The organism is Streptomyces sp. D2-8 (assembly GCF_023184515.1).
Lineage (GTDB): Bacteria > Actinomycetota > Actinomycetes > Streptomycetales > Streptomycetaceae > Streptomyces.
Genome location: NZ_JAAHBP010000003.1, coordinates 288,631 through 302,924, shown reverse-complemented (window position 1 = coordinate 302,924; position 14,294 = coordinate 288,631). Strand labels below are relative to the sequence as shown.

Here is a 14,294-nt window from a genome sequence, read left to right as displayed (position 1 = left end):
GGCCCCCGGGGACCGCGAAACGACCGCGGTGCATGCGCCCCCACCCCCGTGCGGCAGACTCGGGGCGTGCGAAAGATTCATGTCATCGGTATCGGCGCGGGCGACCCCGACCAGCTCACCCTCCAGGCCGTCAGGGCGCTGCGGAGCACGGACGTGTTCTTCATCCTGGAGAAGGGCGAGGTGAAGGCGGATCTCACCGGGCTCCGCCGGGACATGCTCGACGCGCACGTACCGCAGGGGACGTACCGCGTCGTCGAGGCGCGCGACCCGGAGCGGGACCGGAGCGCCGGCGGCGCGGCCTACTCCCCCGCCGTCGGGGACTGGCGCAGCGCCCGTGCCGACATCTACGAGCGGCTGATCACCGAGGAGCTCGCCGAGGAGCAGACCGGCGCGTTCCTGGTGTGGGGGGACCCGTCGCTGTACGACAGCACGCTGGGAATCCTGGAGGAGGTGCTGGAGCGGGGCGCCGTGGCGTTCGAGTACGACGTCGTGCCCGGCATCAGCAGCGTCTCGGCGCTCGTCGCCCGGCACCGCACGGGCCTCAACCGCGTCGCCCGGCCCGTGCAGATCACCACCGGCAGGCGGCTCGCGGAAGGCTTCCCGGAGGGCGTGGACGACGTGGTGGTGATGCTCGACGCCCACCAGACCTTCCGGCAGTACGCGGACCAGGACGTGGACATCTACTGGGGCGCCTACATCGGCACCCCGGACGAGATCCTCGTCTCCGGCCCGATCGCCGAGGCCGCCCCCCGCATCGAGCGGTTGCGGGCCGAGGCCCGCGAGCGCAAGGGCTGGATCATGGACACGTATCTGCTGCGCCGTCACCCCCGCGACTGACGGGACCGGCAGGCATATCACCGGGCATCCGTGCGGACGTTCCGGCACGCGCAGGCAGCCCGCAGGTGCCCAGCCCCAGCCGCTCCAGTACGCCCTCCACATCGGGTACGGCCGTCACACCGTCCGGCGGCGGCGGCCGCCGTACGACCACGACCGGCAGCCCGAGGTCCCGGGCCGCTGTGAGCTTGGCCGCCGTCGCCGCTCCCCCGCTGTCCTTGGTCACCAGGACGTCGACGCGGTGCTCGCGCAGCAGGGCCGTCTCGCCCGGGACGGTGAACGGGCCGCGTGCGAGCAGCACATGGGTGTCGGGCGGCATCGGCGGCTCGGGGGGATCCACCGACCGCACGACGAAGTGGAGTCGCGTCAGGTGGGCGAAGGAGGCCAGTCCGAGACGCCCGGTGGTGAGCAGCACCCGGCGGCCGAGACGCGGAAGCAGGTCCGCGGCAGCGTCCAGTGAGGGGACCGGGTGCCATTGGTCCCCGGGACCGGGCCGCCACCCGGGGCGGCGGAGCACCACCGCGGGTACGCCGGTCTCGGACGCGGCGCGCGCCGCGTTGGCCGTGATCGACTCGGCGAACGGGTGCGTGGCGTCGACGAGCGCGTCCACGCCCTGCTCCCGCAGCCACCCGGCCAGGCCCCCGGCCCCGCCGAAGCCCCCGACGCGCACCTCCCCGTCGAGCGCCCCCGGCTCGGCGACGCGCCCCGCGAGGGAGGTCGTGACGCGAACACCGGGGCGCGCGGCCAGCGCGGCGGCCAGAACACGGGCCTCGGCCGTGCCGCCGAGGATCAGGACATGAGGGGACACGGCGTCGAGCGTACGAGGTCCGGCACGGCGGGCGGCGGGTCGGGGGCCGGGGCCGGTCGGTGAACGCGGCACCTGTCGCAGGTGGCGCGGGCCTGCCGGCCCGGCGAACACGGCGCCTGGCACCGGCGGACGGGACGGCTGCCGGCCGGCGAAACGGACGCCCACCAGCGAGCCCCGTCAGCGGCAGCGGCAGCGGCAGCGGCAGCGGCACGGCACGGCGCTGACCGGCGAGCACGGCGCCACGCCGTACCGAAAGCGAAACGGGTCCCCACCAGCGAACGCCACCCCCTCCCCCGGCGGCGAGGCCGGGTGCCGACCGGCGGGCGGCGCTTCCCATGGCTATCGTCCTGCCATGGACTCCGTGCGTGCCGTGCTCGTGGACATCGACGGTGTGCTCACCGTCTCGTGGCGGCCGTTGCCCGGGGCCGTCGAGGCGTTGCGGGAGGTCCGGGCGGCCGGGTTCGGCGTTCTGCTGGTCACCAACACCACGTCCCGTACCCGGGCGTCGATCGCCGGGACGCTGGCGGAGGCGGGGTTCCCGGTGTCCGCCGAGGACATCCTGACCGCGCCCGCCGCCACCGCCGCGTATCTCGCCGAGCACTGTCCCGGTGCCCGGTGCGCGCTGCTGAACAGCGGTGACATCGCGGAGGACCTCGACGGTGTCACCGTCGTCGGGGCGAGTGACACCGGGGCCGTGCCGGATGTCGTCCTGGTCGGCGGGGCCGGTCCCGAGTTCGGCTACGCGGCGCTCGACCGGGCCTTCGGGCATCTGCAGCGCGGGGCCCGGCTGGTGGCGATGCACCGCAACCTGTACTGGCGTACGGCCGAGGGGCTGCGGCTGGACTCGGGGGCGTTCCTGGCCGGGCTGGAGCGGGCCGCGCGAGTGGAGGCCGAGATCACGGGCAAGCCGTCGCGGGCGTTCTTCGAGTCGGCGCTCGCCCGGCTCGGCGTCGGCGCGGACGAGGCGGTGATGGTCGGGGACGACATCGACTCCGACGTGCTGGCGGCGCAGCGGGCCGGGGTCACCGGGGTGCTCGTGCGGACCGGGAAGTTCCAGCCGGAGACGCTGCGGGACGCAGGCGGCACGCCCGACCACGTGATCGACTCCTTCGCGGACCTTCCGGCGCTGCTGCGGGAGTCAGCGCAGGAGTAGTTGCAGACCGCCCAGGATCGTCGCCGCGATGACGAGCTGCTCGAACAGCCGCTGGTTGATCCGGTGCACGGCCCACTTGCCGAACAGCGCCCCGGGCACGACGAACGCCACGAGGGCCAGGTCGAGGAGCAGCGAGCGGCCGTCGATCAGGCCGAGGCCGGCGCTGAAGGGCAGCTTGGAGACGTTGACGATCAGGAAGAAGAAGGCCGAGGTGCCGAGGAAGCCGAGCTTGCGGAAGCCCGCGGAGAGCAGATACATCGACATCACGGGGCCGCCCGCGTTGGCGACCATGGTGGTGAAGCCGCCGAGGACGCCGTAGGAGCGGGCCTTGAGGCGGCCCGACCGGGTGGTGACCGACTCCGGATCCTCCTCCTTGTCGGCCGTGCGCCTGCGCCACACGGTCACGGCGGCCATCAGCAGCAGGATCGCGCCGATCGAGGTCCGTACGATCGCGTCGTCCGCCCAGATCAGGAACACCGTGCCGACGACGACGCCCGCGGCGACCGCCGGGAACAGCCGCCACAGCGTGGGCCAGTGGGCGTGCCGCCGGTAGGTGGCGACGGCCAGGAGGTCTCCGGCGATCAGGACGGGCAGCAGCACGCCGGTGGAGGCACGGGCCGGCAGCACCGCCGCGAAGATGGCGAGACTGACCGTGTTGGCCCCGCTCACGGCGGTCTTCGAGAAGCCGACGAGCAGGGCCGCGAAGGCGAGGGCGGCGAACTCCCAGCCAGTGATGTGCCAGAGCGTCATGGTGTTCATGCGAACACTGATGCTATGTGCAACGAACAGGTGCTCGTAAGCGCTGTCTCGCCTGGTGGGCCCCGCTGGCGCGGCGGGGGACGTCTAGGGCCGTTCGACGAGCAGCGCGCTCCCCTGGCCCACCCCGACGCACATCGTGGCGAGCCCCCGCCCCGCCCCCGTACGTCGCATCCGGTGGAGCAGCGTCGTCAGGATGCGGGCGCCGGAGCAGCCCAGGGGGTGGCCCAGCGCGATGGCGCCGCCGCTGGGGTTCACCAGTTCGGGATCGATGCCGAGCCGGTCCATGCAGGCCAGGGCCTGGGCCGCGAAGGCCTCGTTGAACTCGGCCTCCTCCAGGTCGCCGACGCTCCAGCCGACGCGGGTCAGCACCTTGCGGGTGGCGGGGACGGGGCCGATGCCCATGACGTCGGGGTGGACACCGGCGGAGGCGCCTGCGACGTAGCGGCCCAGGGACTCCAGGCCCAGGTCGTTCAGGGCCTCCTCGCTGACGAGGAGGAGGCCGGCGGCGCCGTCGTTCATCGGCGAGGCGTTGCCCGCGGTGACCGTGCCGCCGTCGCGGAAGACCGGCTTCAGCCGGGACAGCTTCTCGTAGGAGGTGTCCTCGCGGACGCACTCGTCGGTGTCGACGACCACGCCGTCGGGGCGCTCCACGGGGAGGAGTTCGTCGTCGAAGTGGCCGTTCTTGCGGGCCAGGGCGGCGCGTTGGTGGCTGCGCAGGGCGAAGTCGTCCTGGCGTTCGCGGGGGATGCCGTACCGCGCGGCGACCTCCTCGGCCGTCTCGCCCATGGCCAGCAGGCCGTGCAGATCGCGCATCGCCGGGTTGACCAGGCGCCAGCCGAGGCGGGTGTCGGCGGTCTCCATGCGGTGCGGCAGGGCCTCGTCGGGGCGGGGCAGGACGAAGGGGGCGCGGCTCATCGACTCGGAGCCGCCCGCGATCACGATGTCGGCCTCGCCGGCGGCGATGGTGCGCGCGGCGGTGGTCACGGCCTCCAGGCCCGAGGCGCAGAGGCGGTTGACGGTGGCGCCGGGCACGGCGTCGGGGAGGCCCGCGAGCAGCGCGGCCATGCGGGCGACGTTGCGGTTGTCCTCGCCGGCCTGGTTGGCGGCGCCCCAGTAGACGTCGTCGACGCGGGCCGGGTCCAGCGCGGGCACGCCGGTGACCAGGGCGCGGACGACGGTCGCGGCGAGGTCGTCGGGCCGGATCGAGGAGAGGGATCCCCGCAGTCTGCCGATGGGGGTGCGGCGGGCGGCCGCGAAGTGGACGGGACGCACGAGAGGCTCCTCACACCGCGCATTAATTAGCACTGCTAGTTTCGGACTATAGACCCTCGGGCCACCGCCTGTGAAGATTCTGCGCCTCCCGGTGGTCCCCACAGGTCATATCGCAGGTCGGACGAACCGCTGCGTCGGGTTTGCACCAGTGCGCCCGGGGCACCCGCGCGTTCATGGAGTGGTTGCGGAGCGCCGCCTGCGTGGACGAGGACCCCGAGCTGTTCTTTCCCGTGGGCACCGCCGGCCCCGCCCTGCGTGACGTGAGCGCCGCCAAGCGGGTCTGCGCGCGCTGCCCGGTGACCCACCAGTGCCTGAGCTTCGCGCTGAGCAGCGGGCAGGCCTCGGGCGTGTGGGGCGGCACCGGCGAGGAGGAGCGCGACGCACTGCTCCGCGCGACCAGGAACGACGCGAGAAGGAGAAGCGCCCTATGACGGCTGTGAGGAGCACCCTGCCCGACGACGCCCGAAAGGTCGCCTGCGAGGCACTCCAGGACACCCTGGTGGAGTTGCTCGGGCTCTCGCTGGTCGGGAAGCAGGCGCACTGGAACGTCGTCGGCCCCCGGTTCCGGTCCATCCACCTCCAGCTCGACGAGGTGGTCACCGCGGCGCGGGACTTCGCCGACACGGTCGCGGAGCGGTCCGCCGCGCTCGGTGTCCCGCCGGACGGCCGGCCGGAGACCATCGCCAAGGCCTTCACGCTGCCCGCCCCGAAGGAGGGCTGGGTGCGTGACTCGGACGCCGTGCAGGTGATGGTGGAGGCACTGGAGGACGCCGTCGGCCGGCTGCGCGAGCGCATCGAGACGACCGAGCAGGCGGACCCGGTCACCCAGGACCTGCTGATCAGCATCACCGCGGAGCTGGAGAAGCAGCGGTGGATGTTCGACGCCGAGAACTTCCCCCGCTGACCCGCGGGGCGACGGCGCAGAGCATCCGACCCACGTACGGAAAGGGGCAGGCGATGACCGACGCCCTCGAACTCGACGCGCTGTGGGAGGACTTCCACCGCGTGGTGAACATGACCTCGCAGGAACTCGCGGCCTGGCTGCGGGTCCGCGACGCCGGAGAGGCCACCGAGCCACTGCCGGACCGGGCGGGCTCGGCCACCGGGCAGCACGTCCTGGCCATCCTCCAGAAGCGGCGCACCGACCTGACCGAGGACGACCTGCGCGTGATGCGCAAGGTCGTCGACACGGTCACCGACCAGGTGGACCTCGAGAACGAACCCGAGCCCGAGGTGACGGCCGAGGACACCCGCCGCCGGCACCAGCTGATGACGGTCGGGCACGATCCGCTGAAGGGGTAGACCGCGGGTCCGGCAGCCGCCGTGGCGGCTGCCGGGCCGTCCCATGTGCCCGGTGCCCGCTGCGCCGAACTCGCCGGTGCCGCCGGCCTCGCAGCCTCGGCCGAACAGCCGGCCGCCCTCGGCCGGCCGCCCCCTCACCCGAGCAACCAGCCCCCGTCCACCGTCAGTTCGACGGCGTTCACCGACCGGTTGCGCAGCAGGAAGTCCACCGCGTCCACCACGTCCGCCATCGCGGCGAGCCGCCCCGTGGGCGTCTCGGTGCGCAGCGTGGCGAGCACCTTCTCCGGCTTGGCCTGCCAGTACGGGCTGTCGCCGACGACACCGGGATGCACGGCATTGACCCGGACGGGAGCCAGCTCGACGGCCAGGGAGTTCATCAGGCCCCGCACCCCCGCGTTGACCGTCGCCACCGTCGTCGCGCCCGGGTAGGGGCGCTCCTTGGCCTGACCGCCGAACAGCACGATGGCGCTGTCGTCGTGCAGCCGGCTCCGCAGCGTGTGCACGACCTCCGTGTAGCCGACGAGCTTGAGGGTGACCAGGCGCAGGGCCGCGTCGATGTCGTACTCGGTCACCTTGTTGTCGTCCCGGGAGACGCCCGCGATCACCAGATGGTCGACGCGCCCCATGCCGGCCAGGGCCGCCGCGATCTCCAGCGGCCGTGACAGGTCGAGGGCGAGTCCGCGGGCGCCGACCTCCTTCGCGACCGTTTCGGCCCGCTGGGTGTCGCGGCTGGTGAGAACGACGTCGTCCCCGCGCCCGGCCCGCGTGCGGGCGAACTCGAGTCCGATTCCGGACGTGCCGCCGACGACGAGCACACTGTTCATGACTTCTCCTCCAGTGCCGCGCGCAGGTAGTCCCAGTCCCGCGTGAACCGGTACGAGTGCCGCGACGGCGGTTGCGGCGCTTGTGTCTCCAGCCAGCGCAGCGGCCCGGACCCCGCGTTGACGAACCCGTGCACACACCCGGCACCCGCCCAGGCCAGATCGCCGGGCCCCAGCCGGTACCGCGCGCCGTCGAGGGTGGCCTCGGCCACGCCCTCCAGGATCAGGTACGTCTCCTCGAAGGGGTGGTCGTGGGTGCCGATGACCCCGTCGGACGCGTACCGCACCATGAACATCGTCGAGGCGACCGCGCCCAGATCGCCGTCGATCATCATCTTCACCGTGATCCCGCTGTAGACCAGCAGTGCGGTACGCATGCTCGCCGTGGCGGCCAGCAGGTCCTGCGACTGGCTGCCGGGATCCATCTGGCCGGGCTCGAAGCGGCCGAAGGAACGGGTGCGCGGGTCGCGGACGTCCACCCGGGCCGGCTCGCGCGCGGGCAGGTCCGGCACGGCCTGGGTGTCGTGTCCGTAGCGGGCCCGTGGCACCGGGGCCAGCATGTCCGCCCAGCGGCCGCCTGTACCCCCGGCCCCGCGCCAGGCGTGCGGGACACCGGTCGGCAGCAGGCCGTAGTCGCCCGCCTCCAGCCGGTACGAGCCCTCGGGCACATCGAGGATCACGGCCCCGTCGAGGACGTGGAAGCTCTCCTCGTACGAGTGCACATGGGCGGCCACCCGGCCGTCCGGGAGCAGTTCGCACAGGCCGAAGCCGGTGTGGACGCTGCCGTCGTCCTCGCCGACCAGCGCCCGGCGCCGGTGGCCGTGGCCGTCGTAGGGCGGCTCGGGCAGGTCGGCGGCGTGGCGCACCAGGTGATGGCTCATGCCGGTGCCTTCGCCGCCTTGGCCTCCTTCGCCGCGAGGAGCCGGTCGCGGGACTCTCCGACGAGCCGCAGGGCGCGTGCGGTGTCGCCGAGGAGCCTGCCGTCGCGCTTGTGGAGCACACCGTCGACCAGGACGGTGTCCACGTTGGAGACGTCGGCGCACAGCGTCACCGCGGCCACCGCGTCGTGCACCGGGGCGACGTTCGGCGCGGTGGCGTCGATCGCGACGATGTCGGCGCGCTTGCCGGGGGTCAGGGAGCCGGTACGGTCCTCCAGCCCGGCGACGTGGGCACCGTTCACGGTGGCGATCTCCAGCATCTGACGTGCTGTCAGCATGGTGCTGGGGACCGGCATGTTGGCCTGCCAGCAGTCGGCGTTCACGCGGGCGCGCTCGGCGGCGAAGGCCGCGCGGATCTGGGTGAACATGTCGCCGGGCACCGTGGTGACGACGTCGATGCTGAGCGAGGGCCGCAGGCCGTGCTCGATGGCCTGCATCACGGGCGGCCAGCCGTGCCCCATCTGGAGCTCCACCTGCGGCGCGACCGACACCGTGCCGCCGCTGTCGGCGACCATCCGCCACTCCTCCCCGCTGAGGTGACAGCTGTGGACGTAGGTGGTGTCCGGGCCGAGCAGCCCCAGGTCGTGGAGGTGCTTCACCATGCCGAAGCGGCCGGCCAGCCGCCCCATGGCCACGTGCACGGTGATCGGGAGGCCCAGCTCGCGCGCCATGGCCCACTCGGCGACGACGACCTCGTTGACGCAGAAGCCGGGGCCGCGGGTGGCGAGGCCCATGGTCAGCAGGCCGTCGTCGGACGCGAAGTGCGTCGACCGGATCCGCCGTACGTCGTCCGCCGGGATCGCGACCTTGCTCTCGAACCAGTACTCCGCGAGGGAGGTGTTGGCGCTGCCGTACGCGTACTGCGCCCGGATGCCGGACTCCGCCAGGCCCTGGATCGCCGCGTCCGGGTGCTCGGGGGTGTTGTTGATGTGCGACCAGTCGACGAGCGTGGTGATCCCGGCGTTGAGGCACTCCAGGGCGCCCGCGAGATTGCCCGCGTACACGTCCTCCGGGGTGTACAGGGGTGCGAAGGTGTCGAGGATGTCGACGAAGTAGTCGTCCAGGGTGGCGTCGGGCGCGACGCCCCGGATGGGGGCCTCCCAGGTGTGGCGGTGGGTGTCGACGAAGCCGGGGATCACGATGTGGCCGGTCATGTCGAGGACCTCGGCGTCGGCGCTGATCTCGGGCTCGACGGCCGCGATCCTGCCGTCCTCGACGAGGACGTCCCCCTGGGGCAGGTCCCCGATGTCCGGGTCCATCGAGATCACGTGACCGGAGCGCAGCAGTGTCCTTGTGGTCATCGCGCTTCCTCCCATGGGGTGTTCGGTGGCGGGTGTGCGGCTCAGTACACGGTGAGCCTGCGGACCTCCGTGACGACCTTGTCGACGGTGGGGATGACCTGCGCCTCCAGCGCGTCGGCGAACGGCAGCGGGACGCACTCCCCCGCGACCCGCCGCACGGGCGCGTCCAGCAGGCCGAATCCCTCGTCGGCGACGACCGAGACGACGGTGGCGCCCCAGCCGCCCTGGTACGGGTTCTCCTCGACGGTGACGAGCCGCGAGGTCCTGCGCAGTGAGGCGAGGACCGTCGCGGCGTCCAGCGGGACCAGGCAGCGCAGGTCGATCACTTCGGCCTCGATGCCCTCCCCGGCCAGTACGTCGGCGGCCGTCAGGGCCAGGGGGACCATGGAGGCGAGCGCGACCAGCGTGACGTCGGCGCCCTCGCGGACGACGGCGGCCCGGCCTAGTTCGACGACGTGGCCGGCCGGGGGCGGCGGGCCCTTGGTCGCGAACAGACCCTTGTGCTCGAAGAAGACCACCGGGTCGTCGCTGCGGATCGCCGCCGCCAGCAGGCCGATGACGTCGGCGGGTGTCGCCGGTGCCGCGATCTTCAGCCCGGGGACGGTCAGGGCCCAGTTCTCGGTGGCCTGGGAGTGCTGGGCGCCGAAGCCGAGCCCGCCGCCGTTGGCGGTGCGCACGACGAGGGGCACGGTCACCTGGCCGCCGGTCATGTAGCGGACCTTGGGGATCTCGTTGGCGAGGTAGTCCCAGCAGCAGGCCAGGAAGTCGGAGAACATGATCTCCGCGACGGGCCGCATCCCGGTCATGGCGGCGCCCATCGCCGCGCCCACGATGGCCTGTTCGGATATGGGCGTGTCCCACACCCGCTCGGGCCCGAACTCCTTCAGCAGACCCGTGGTCGTCTTGAACACTCCGCCGGCCGCGCCGATGTCCTCCCCGAGGCACACCACCGACGCGTCCCGCCGCATCTCCCGGGCGATGCCCTCGGCGACCGCGTCCCGGTAGGTGATCACGTCCGCCATGCGGCACCCCCGTCCGCCCACACGTCGGTCAGCGCCTCGCGCGGATCGGGCGGCGGCGCGGCCTTCGCCGCCTCCACGGCCCGCTCCACGACGGCCCGGGCCCGCTCGTCGGCCTCGGCGACCGTCTCCTCCCCCACGCCCAGCTCGGCGAGGCGCCCGCGCGCGAGGTCCAACGGGTCGTGCTTCAGCCAGCGTTCGACCTCCTCGGCCGGGCGGTAGGCCGCCGGGTCGGTGCGGCTGTGCCCGAAGTGACGGTAGGTCTCGGCCTCCAGCACGGCGGGCCCGTCTCCGGCCCGGGCCCGCCGTGCGAGCCGCTCCACCGTCTCCTCGACCGCCACGACGTCGTTGCCGTCGACGACCTCGCCCGGGATGCCGTAGGCGGGGGCCCGGTCGGCGGCGGGGCGGGGCACGGCCGTGACGTCGGCGATCGGCGTGTACTCCATGTACAGGTTGTTCTCGCACACGAACAGCACCGGCAGCTTCCACACGGCGGCCAGGTTGAGGGACTCGTGGAAGGCGCCGATGTTGGTCGCGCCGTCGCCGAAGAAGGCGACCGCGAGCTGGTCGGTGCCGCGCAGCCGGGCCGACCAGGCCGCGCCCACCGCCATCGGCAGATGGGACCCGACGATGGCGTACGAGCCGAGCATGCCGGTGGCCGCCTTGGTCAGGTGCATGGAGCCGCCCTTGGCCCCGCACAGCCCGGTCGCCCGGCTCATCAGCTCGGCGAGGCACTCCTCGGGGGTAGCGCCCCGGGCGAGGGCATGGTGGTGGCCCCTATAGGTGGCGAACACATAGTCGTCCGGGCGCAGGGCGGCGCTCGCCCCCACTGCGATCGCCTCCTGCCCGGCGGCCAGGTGGGTGGTGCCCTTCACGAGGCCCTGCAGGAACAGGTCGTGGGCGGCCTTCTCCGTCCGGCGGATGACGTTCATCCGCTCGTAGCGGTCGAGGAGCGCGGTGGCGTCCATCAGCGGTCCCCGGTGTTGAGGTGGGACTGCGCCTCGCGGCGGGTGTTCAGCTCGCCGCCGACCGTCCAGTACTTGCGCCCGGCCACCAGCAGTTCCTCGGCGGGGAACTTGGTGATGACCTCGCAGCCGTCGGCGGTGACGACCAGTTCCTCCTCGATCCGGGCGGCCGACCAGCCGTCGGCGGCCGGCCAGTACGTCTCCAGGGCGAACACCATGCCCTCTTCGAGGACTTCGGGGTGGTCGAGGGAAACCAGCCGGCTGAAGATCGGTTTCTCCCAGATCGACAGGCCGACGCCGTGGCCGTACTGGAGGGCGAAGGCGGCGGTCTCGTCGGCGAAGCCGAACTCCTCGGCGCGCGGCCAGACCCGCACGATGTCGGCCGTGGTCGCGCCCGGCCGGACCAGGGCGATCGCCTGGTCCATGTACTCCCGGCAGCGCACGTACGCGTCCCGCTGCGCACCGGAGGCGCTGCCCACGGCGAACGTGCGGTAGTAGCAGGTGCGGTAGCCGAGATGACTGTGCAGGATGTCGAAGAACGCCGGGTCGCCGGGGCGGATCAGCCGGTCGCTGTAGACGTGCGGATGCGGCGAACAGCGCTCGCCCGAGATGGCGTTGACGCCCTCGACGTACTCGCTTCCGAGGTCGTAGAGCACCTTGCTGACCACGCCGACGCACTCGTTCTCGCGCACCCCCGGGCGCAGGTACCCGTACAGCTCCTCGTAGGCCGCGTCGACCATGGCGCAGGCCTGGGTGAGCAGGGCGATCTCGTCGCCGGTCTTGATGCGGCGGGCCTCCAGGAAGACCTGCTGTCCGTCGACGACGTCGATGCCCTCGGCGCGCAGCGCGGCGAGGACCGGCATCTCGGCGACGTCGACGCCGAGAGGTTCGCCGGCGAGCCCGTGGTCGCGCAGTTCGGCGGCGACCTTGGCGGCCACGTCCTCGGCGATCCCGGCGTCCGGGTGGAAGGCACCGCGCAGGGTGGAGATGCCGGCCCGGGCGCCGGTGGGCGGGCCGCCCTTGCCGTCGCTGTAGTCGAGCCACGGGTTGTACAGCTGGTGGTGGCGGGCGGCGGAGCCGAAGTCCCAGACGACCGGTTCGCCGTCGCGCACCAGCAGGGCGAAGCGGATCAGCTTGTCCATCGCCCAGGTGCCGATGTGTGTGGCCGTCATATAGCGGATGTTGGCGAAGTCGAAGCTGAGCACCGCGCCCAGCTCGGAGCGGTTCAGCGACTCGTGCAGCCGGGCCAGCCGCTGCCCGCGCAGCCGGTCCAGGTCGATGCGCTCTTCCCAGTCGACGGCGTTGGGTCCGTATGTGTGGATCGCCATGGCGACCACCCCCACTTCGGAGTGAACGCCCGAGTGCGGTGGGTGTCAAGTGTCACTGAACATCGCCGGACACGAACCAGACACCCACAGCCGGTACCTCTCCATCGTTGCGGTAGCGGTGGGGGGTCGTCGACTCGAAGCAGACGGAGTCGCCCGGCCGCAGGGTGTGCTCCTCGAAACCGAGGGTGAGGATCAGCTCGCCGGAGGTGAGATAGCCGTACTCGGTGCCGGCGTGCCGCATCAGCGCGCCGGAGCCGGAGGACGAGCCGCCGGGGCGGTACGTCACCAGCAGGAAGTCGGCCTCCGCGCCCGGCACCCGCCCGAGACGCTCCCACACGACCCCCGAGTCCAGCTCCAGCGTCTCGCGCCCGCCCGCGTCGACCAGCGGTCCGATCCGCCGCTCCGGATCGGCGGCGAAGGCGGCCAGGGCGTGCGTCACGGTGATGGGGGACGCTGGGAGCGGGCCTGCTCCGGCGCCCGCCCGGACAGTCCGCCGGACACCCTCCGGAACACGCTCCCGGGCATCGAAGAGGGACTCCACGGAGATCCCCAGCGCCGTGGTGATCGCGTACAGCGTGCTCACGGACGGCTGGCTCTTCCCGGTCTCGATCTGCGACACGAGACTCGCCGACACACCGATCTCCCGGGCCAGCGCTCGCAGGCTCGTGCCGCGCTCCAGACGAGCCTGCCGGATCCGCGCACCGACCGGCGGCACGACGACGGGGGACACGGGCGGCTCCTCTCCAGGGCGGGCGTGTGCAGTTTCATTGAACAGCCCGCGCGGCGTACGACGCCAGGGAGAGGCCCCGGTGGCGCTCACCCGATCGGTCCGACGCCGGTGGTGGGCCGTCGGCGGCGGTGGTGCGCTGAGGGCACGCGTCACGTTCTCAGGAGGCACTCCCGATGACCCGTCGTCCGTCCCGGCTCGTCCGCGTCCTCTCCTCCGCCCTGGCGGCGGGCACACTGCTCTCGACCGCCGCCTGCTCGGACGACGGCGGCACGGAGAGTTCGCGCGTCTCCGGCATCACGGCGTCGCAGGTCGCCGATGAGCGGCAGACCCCCTCTCCCACCGCCACGCTCTCCACGAACGGCGCACGGACCGCGCTGATCACCGAGGCGGACATCGAGGACGACTGGACGCAGGTCAAGGACACGGAGGCCGAGAACTGGCACGACAGCCTGCTCATCGGCACGGTCGACGTCTCCGACTTCCTCACCGCCAAGGCACAGGCGTCCGACTGCCAGCGGCTCCTCGACTCCCTGTTCGACGACGATCTGCTGGGCAAGCCGTCGGGCGCGTCCGAGCTGCGCGGCTTCGAGGAGGGCGACTCCCGCCTGCTGTACCAGGTCGCCTCCTACGACCGGACCGACCCGCAGGACTCCCTGAACTGGATGGCGACCCTCCCGGAGAAGTGCGACCAGTTCACCGTGACCGACGGCAAGGAGCAGCGCACCGTCCAGGTCATCGAGATCCCGCTGCCCAAGGTGGGCGACGCCCGTCAGGGCCTGCGCGTGACGGTGCAGGGCTCGGCCGGCGGCGACGACGCCACGCTGACCCTGGACGTCGCCGCCGTCCGCGTCGGCGACGACGCCCTCACCGTCACGGCGGGCGGGCTCGACGGGGACGAGAACGATTCCGTGAAGCAGGCGGTGCAGCAGGGAACCCAGCGCCTCAAGGACGTCCTGGCCGGGAAGTCGCCCGCCGCGAGCCCCAACTAACCTGGCCGGCACAGTCGGCAGCTCCCTCGCACCCGCCGGACACCACCCCGACCGCCGTGCCCGCTCCGCCGATTC

The 14,294-nt window shown here is 72.7% G+C and carries 16 protein-coding genes; 6 read left to right on the top strand and 10 right to left on the bottom strand.

Translation table 11 applies throughout. From position 1 onward, the window contains the following. Positions 1 to 66 precede the first annotated feature (66 nt). Entirely contained in the window at positions 67 to 837 is a 771-nt protein-coding gene (cobF, locus tag G3I77_RS07740; protein ID WP_248501865.1) for a precorrin-6A synthase (deacetylating), read from the top strand. Here the strand turns inward: cobF and G3I77_RS07735 are convergent. Further along, positions 797 to 1,642, bottom strand: a complete 846-nt coding sequence (locus G3I77_RS07735) for a cobalt-precorrin-6A reductase (protein WP_248501864.1) — start codon at positions 1,640 to 1,642, stop codon at positions 797 to 799. The genes cobF and G3I77_RS07735 overlap by 41 nt on opposite strands. Before the next feature lie 352 nt (positions 1,643 to 1,994). Between G3I77_RS07735 and G3I77_RS07730 the strand changes: the two genes are divergently transcribed. After that, positions 1,995 to 2,795 carry an HAD-IIA family hydrolase gene (locus G3I77_RS07730; RefSeq protein ID WP_248501863.1) on the top strand — a complete coding sequence of 267 codons (801 nt, stop codon included), beginning with the start codon at positions 1,995 to 1,997 and terminating at the stop codon, positions 2,793 to 2,795. On the opposite strand, the gene G3I77_RS07725 is transcribed toward G3I77_RS07730, so the two are convergent. Together G3I77_RS07725 and G3I77_RS07720 are read right to left on the bottom strand one after the other, a co-directional pair. Next, positions 2,781 to 3,554: a sulfite exporter TauE/SafE family protein gene (locus G3I77_RS07725; protein ID WP_248501862.1), complete on the bottom strand. Its 774-nt coding sequence runs from the start codon at positions 3,552 to 3,554 to the stop codon at positions 2,781 to 2,783. The two genes, G3I77_RS07730 and G3I77_RS07725, sit on opposite strands and share 15 nt — an antisense overlap. A gap of 84 nt (positions 3,555 to 3,638) precedes the next feature. Then, positions 3,639 to 4,826, bottom strand: coding sequence for a thiolase family protein (locus tag G3I77_RS07720; protein WP_248501861.1), 1,188 nt, complete (start codon positions 4,824 to 4,826; stop codon positions 3,639 to 3,641). 173 nt (positions 4,827 to 4,999) lie between these two features. On the opposite strand from G3I77_RS07720, the gene G3I77_RS07715 reads away from it, so the two are divergent. Genes G3I77_RS07715 through G3I77_RS07705 form a run of 3 tightly spaced genes read left to right on the top strand, consistent with a single transcriptional unit; the run spans position 5,000 to position 6,128 of the window. After that, positions 5,000 to 5,257, top strand: a complete 258-nt coding sequence (locus tag G3I77_RS07715) for a WhiB family transcriptional regulator (RefSeq protein ID WP_248501860.1) — start codon at positions 5,000 to 5,002, stop codon at positions 5,255 to 5,257. Continuing rightward, positions 5,254 to 5,730, top strand: a complete 477-nt coding sequence (locus G3I77_RS07710) for a Dps family protein (protein WP_248501858.1) — start codon at positions 5,254 to 5,256, stop codon at positions 5,728 to 5,730. Before G3I77_RS07715 ends, G3I77_RS07710 begins: the two co-directional genes overlap by 4 nt. A 53-nt stretch (positions 5,731 to 5,783) precedes the next feature. Further along, positions 5,784 to 6,128, top strand: coding sequence for a DUF3140 domain-containing protein (locus G3I77_RS07705; protein WP_248501857.1), 345 nt, complete (start codon positions 5,784 to 5,786; stop codon positions 6,126 to 6,128). A 134-nt stretch (positions 6,129 to 6,262) separates the two neighbouring features. On the opposite strand, the gene G3I77_RS07700 is transcribed toward G3I77_RS07705, so the two are convergent. From G3I77_RS07700 to G3I77_RS07670, 7 genes are read right to left on the bottom strand one after another with little or no spacing between them, the layout of a single operon-like run. Next, positions 6,263 to 6,952 carry an SDR family oxidoreductase gene (locus G3I77_RS07700; protein WP_248501855.1) on the bottom strand — a complete coding sequence of 230 codons (690 nt, stop codon included), beginning with the start codon at positions 6,950 to 6,952 and terminating at the stop codon, positions 6,263 to 6,265. After that, complete coding sequence (locus G3I77_RS07695) at positions 6,949 to 7,830, bottom strand: cupin domain-containing protein (RefSeq protein WP_248501854.1); 882 nt, start codon at positions 7,828 to 7,830, stop codon at positions 6,949 to 6,951. The genes G3I77_RS07700 and G3I77_RS07695 overlap by 4 nt, the downstream gene beginning before the upstream one ends. Then, positions 7,827 to 9,188 (bottom strand): amidohydrolase family protein, encoded by a 1,362-nt coding sequence (locus tag G3I77_RS07690; RefSeq protein ID WP_248501853.1) that lies wholly within the window; start codon positions 9,186 to 9,188, stop codon positions 7,827 to 7,829. The genes G3I77_RS07695 and G3I77_RS07690 overlap by 4 nt, the downstream gene beginning before the upstream one ends. A gap of 41 nt (positions 9,189 to 9,229) precedes the next feature. Then, the gene (locus G3I77_RS07685) at positions 9,230 to 10,210 is read right to left on the bottom strand and encodes an alpha-ketoacid dehydrogenase subunit beta (protein WP_248501852.1); all 981 of its coding nucleotides are present in this window, start codon (positions 10,208 to 10,210) and stop codon (positions 9,230 to 9,232) included. Beyond that, the gene (locus G3I77_RS07680; RefSeq protein ID WP_248501850.1) at positions 10,198 to 11,175 is read right to left on the bottom strand and encodes a thiamine pyrophosphate-dependent dehydrogenase E1 component subunit alpha; all 978 of its coding nucleotides are present in this window, start codon (positions 11,173 to 11,175) and stop codon (positions 10,198 to 10,200) included. Before G3I77_RS07680 ends, G3I77_RS07685 begins: the two co-directional genes overlap by 13 nt. Beyond that, on the bottom strand, positions 11,175 to 12,500 hold the full coding sequence (locus G3I77_RS07675) for a Xaa-Pro peptidase family protein (protein ID WP_248501849.1): 1,326 nt from the start codon (positions 12,498 to 12,500) through the stop codon (positions 11,175 to 11,177). Before G3I77_RS07675 ends, G3I77_RS07680 begins: the two co-directional genes overlap by 1 nt. 52 nt (positions 12,501 to 12,552) lie before the next feature. Further along, the gene (locus tag G3I77_RS07670; protein ID WP_248501848.1) at positions 12,553 to 13,230 is read right to left on the bottom strand and encodes a helix-turn-helix domain-containing protein; all 678 of its coding nucleotides are present in this window, start codon (positions 13,228 to 13,230) and stop codon (positions 12,553 to 12,555) included. A gap of 173 nt (positions 13,231 to 13,403) precedes the next feature. Here G3I77_RS07670 and G3I77_RS07665 point away from each other — a divergent pair, with 173 nt between their 5' ends. After that, on the top strand, positions 13,404 to 14,219 hold the full coding sequence (locus tag G3I77_RS07665; RefSeq protein ID WP_248501847.1) for a hypothetical protein: 816 nt from the start codon (positions 13,404 to 13,406) through the stop codon (positions 14,217 to 14,219). The last annotated feature ends 75 nt before the right edge of the window (positions 14,220 to 14,294 follow it).

Coding starts and splice junctions, on each gene's coding strand:
- G3I77_RS07730 (WP_248501863.1), top strand. CDS start 1,995: ATGGACTCCGTGCGTGCCGTGCTCGTGGACATCGACGGTGTGCTCACC.
- G3I77_RS07725 (WP_248501862.1), bottom strand. CDS start 3,554: ATGAACACCATGACGCTCTGGCACATCACTGGCTGGGAGTTCGCCGCC.
- G3I77_RS07715 (WP_248501860.1), top strand. CDS start 5,000: ATGGAGTGGTTGCGGAGCGCCGCCTGCGTGGACGAGGACCCCGAGCTG.
- G3I77_RS07710 (WP_248501858.1), top strand. CDS start 5,254: ATGACGGCTGTGAGGAGCACCCTGCCCGACGACGCCCGAAAGGTCGCC.
- G3I77_RS07705 (WP_248501857.1), top strand. CDS start 5,784: ATGACCGACGCCCTCGAACTCGACGCGCTGTGGGAGGACTTCCACCGC.
- G3I77_RS07700 (WP_248501855.1), bottom strand. CDS start 6,952: ATGAACAGTGTGCTCGTCGTCGGCGGCACGTCCGGAATCGGACTCGAG.
- G3I77_RS07695 (WP_248501854.1), bottom strand. CDS start 7,830: ATGAGCCATCACCTGGTGCGCCACGCCGCCGACCTGCCCGAGCCGCCC.
- G3I77_RS07690 (WP_248501853.1), bottom strand. CDS start 9,188: ATGACCACAAGGACACTGCTGCGCTCCGGTCACGTGATCTCGATGGAC.
- G3I77_RS07685 (WP_248501852.1), bottom strand. CDS start 10,210: ATGGCGGACGTGATCACCTACCGGGACGCGGTCGCCGAGGGCATCGCC.
- G3I77_RS07680 (WP_248501850.1), bottom strand. CDS start 11,175: ATGGACGCCACCGCGCTCCTCGACCGCTACGAGCGGATGAACGTCATC.
- G3I77_RS07675 (WP_248501849.1), bottom strand. CDS start 12,500: ATGGCGATCCACACATACGGACCCAACGCCGTCGACTGGGAAGAGCGC.
- G3I77_RS07665 (WP_248501847.1), top strand. CDS start 13,404: ATGACCCGTCGTCCGTCCCGGCTCGTCCGCGTCCTCTCCTCCGCCCTG.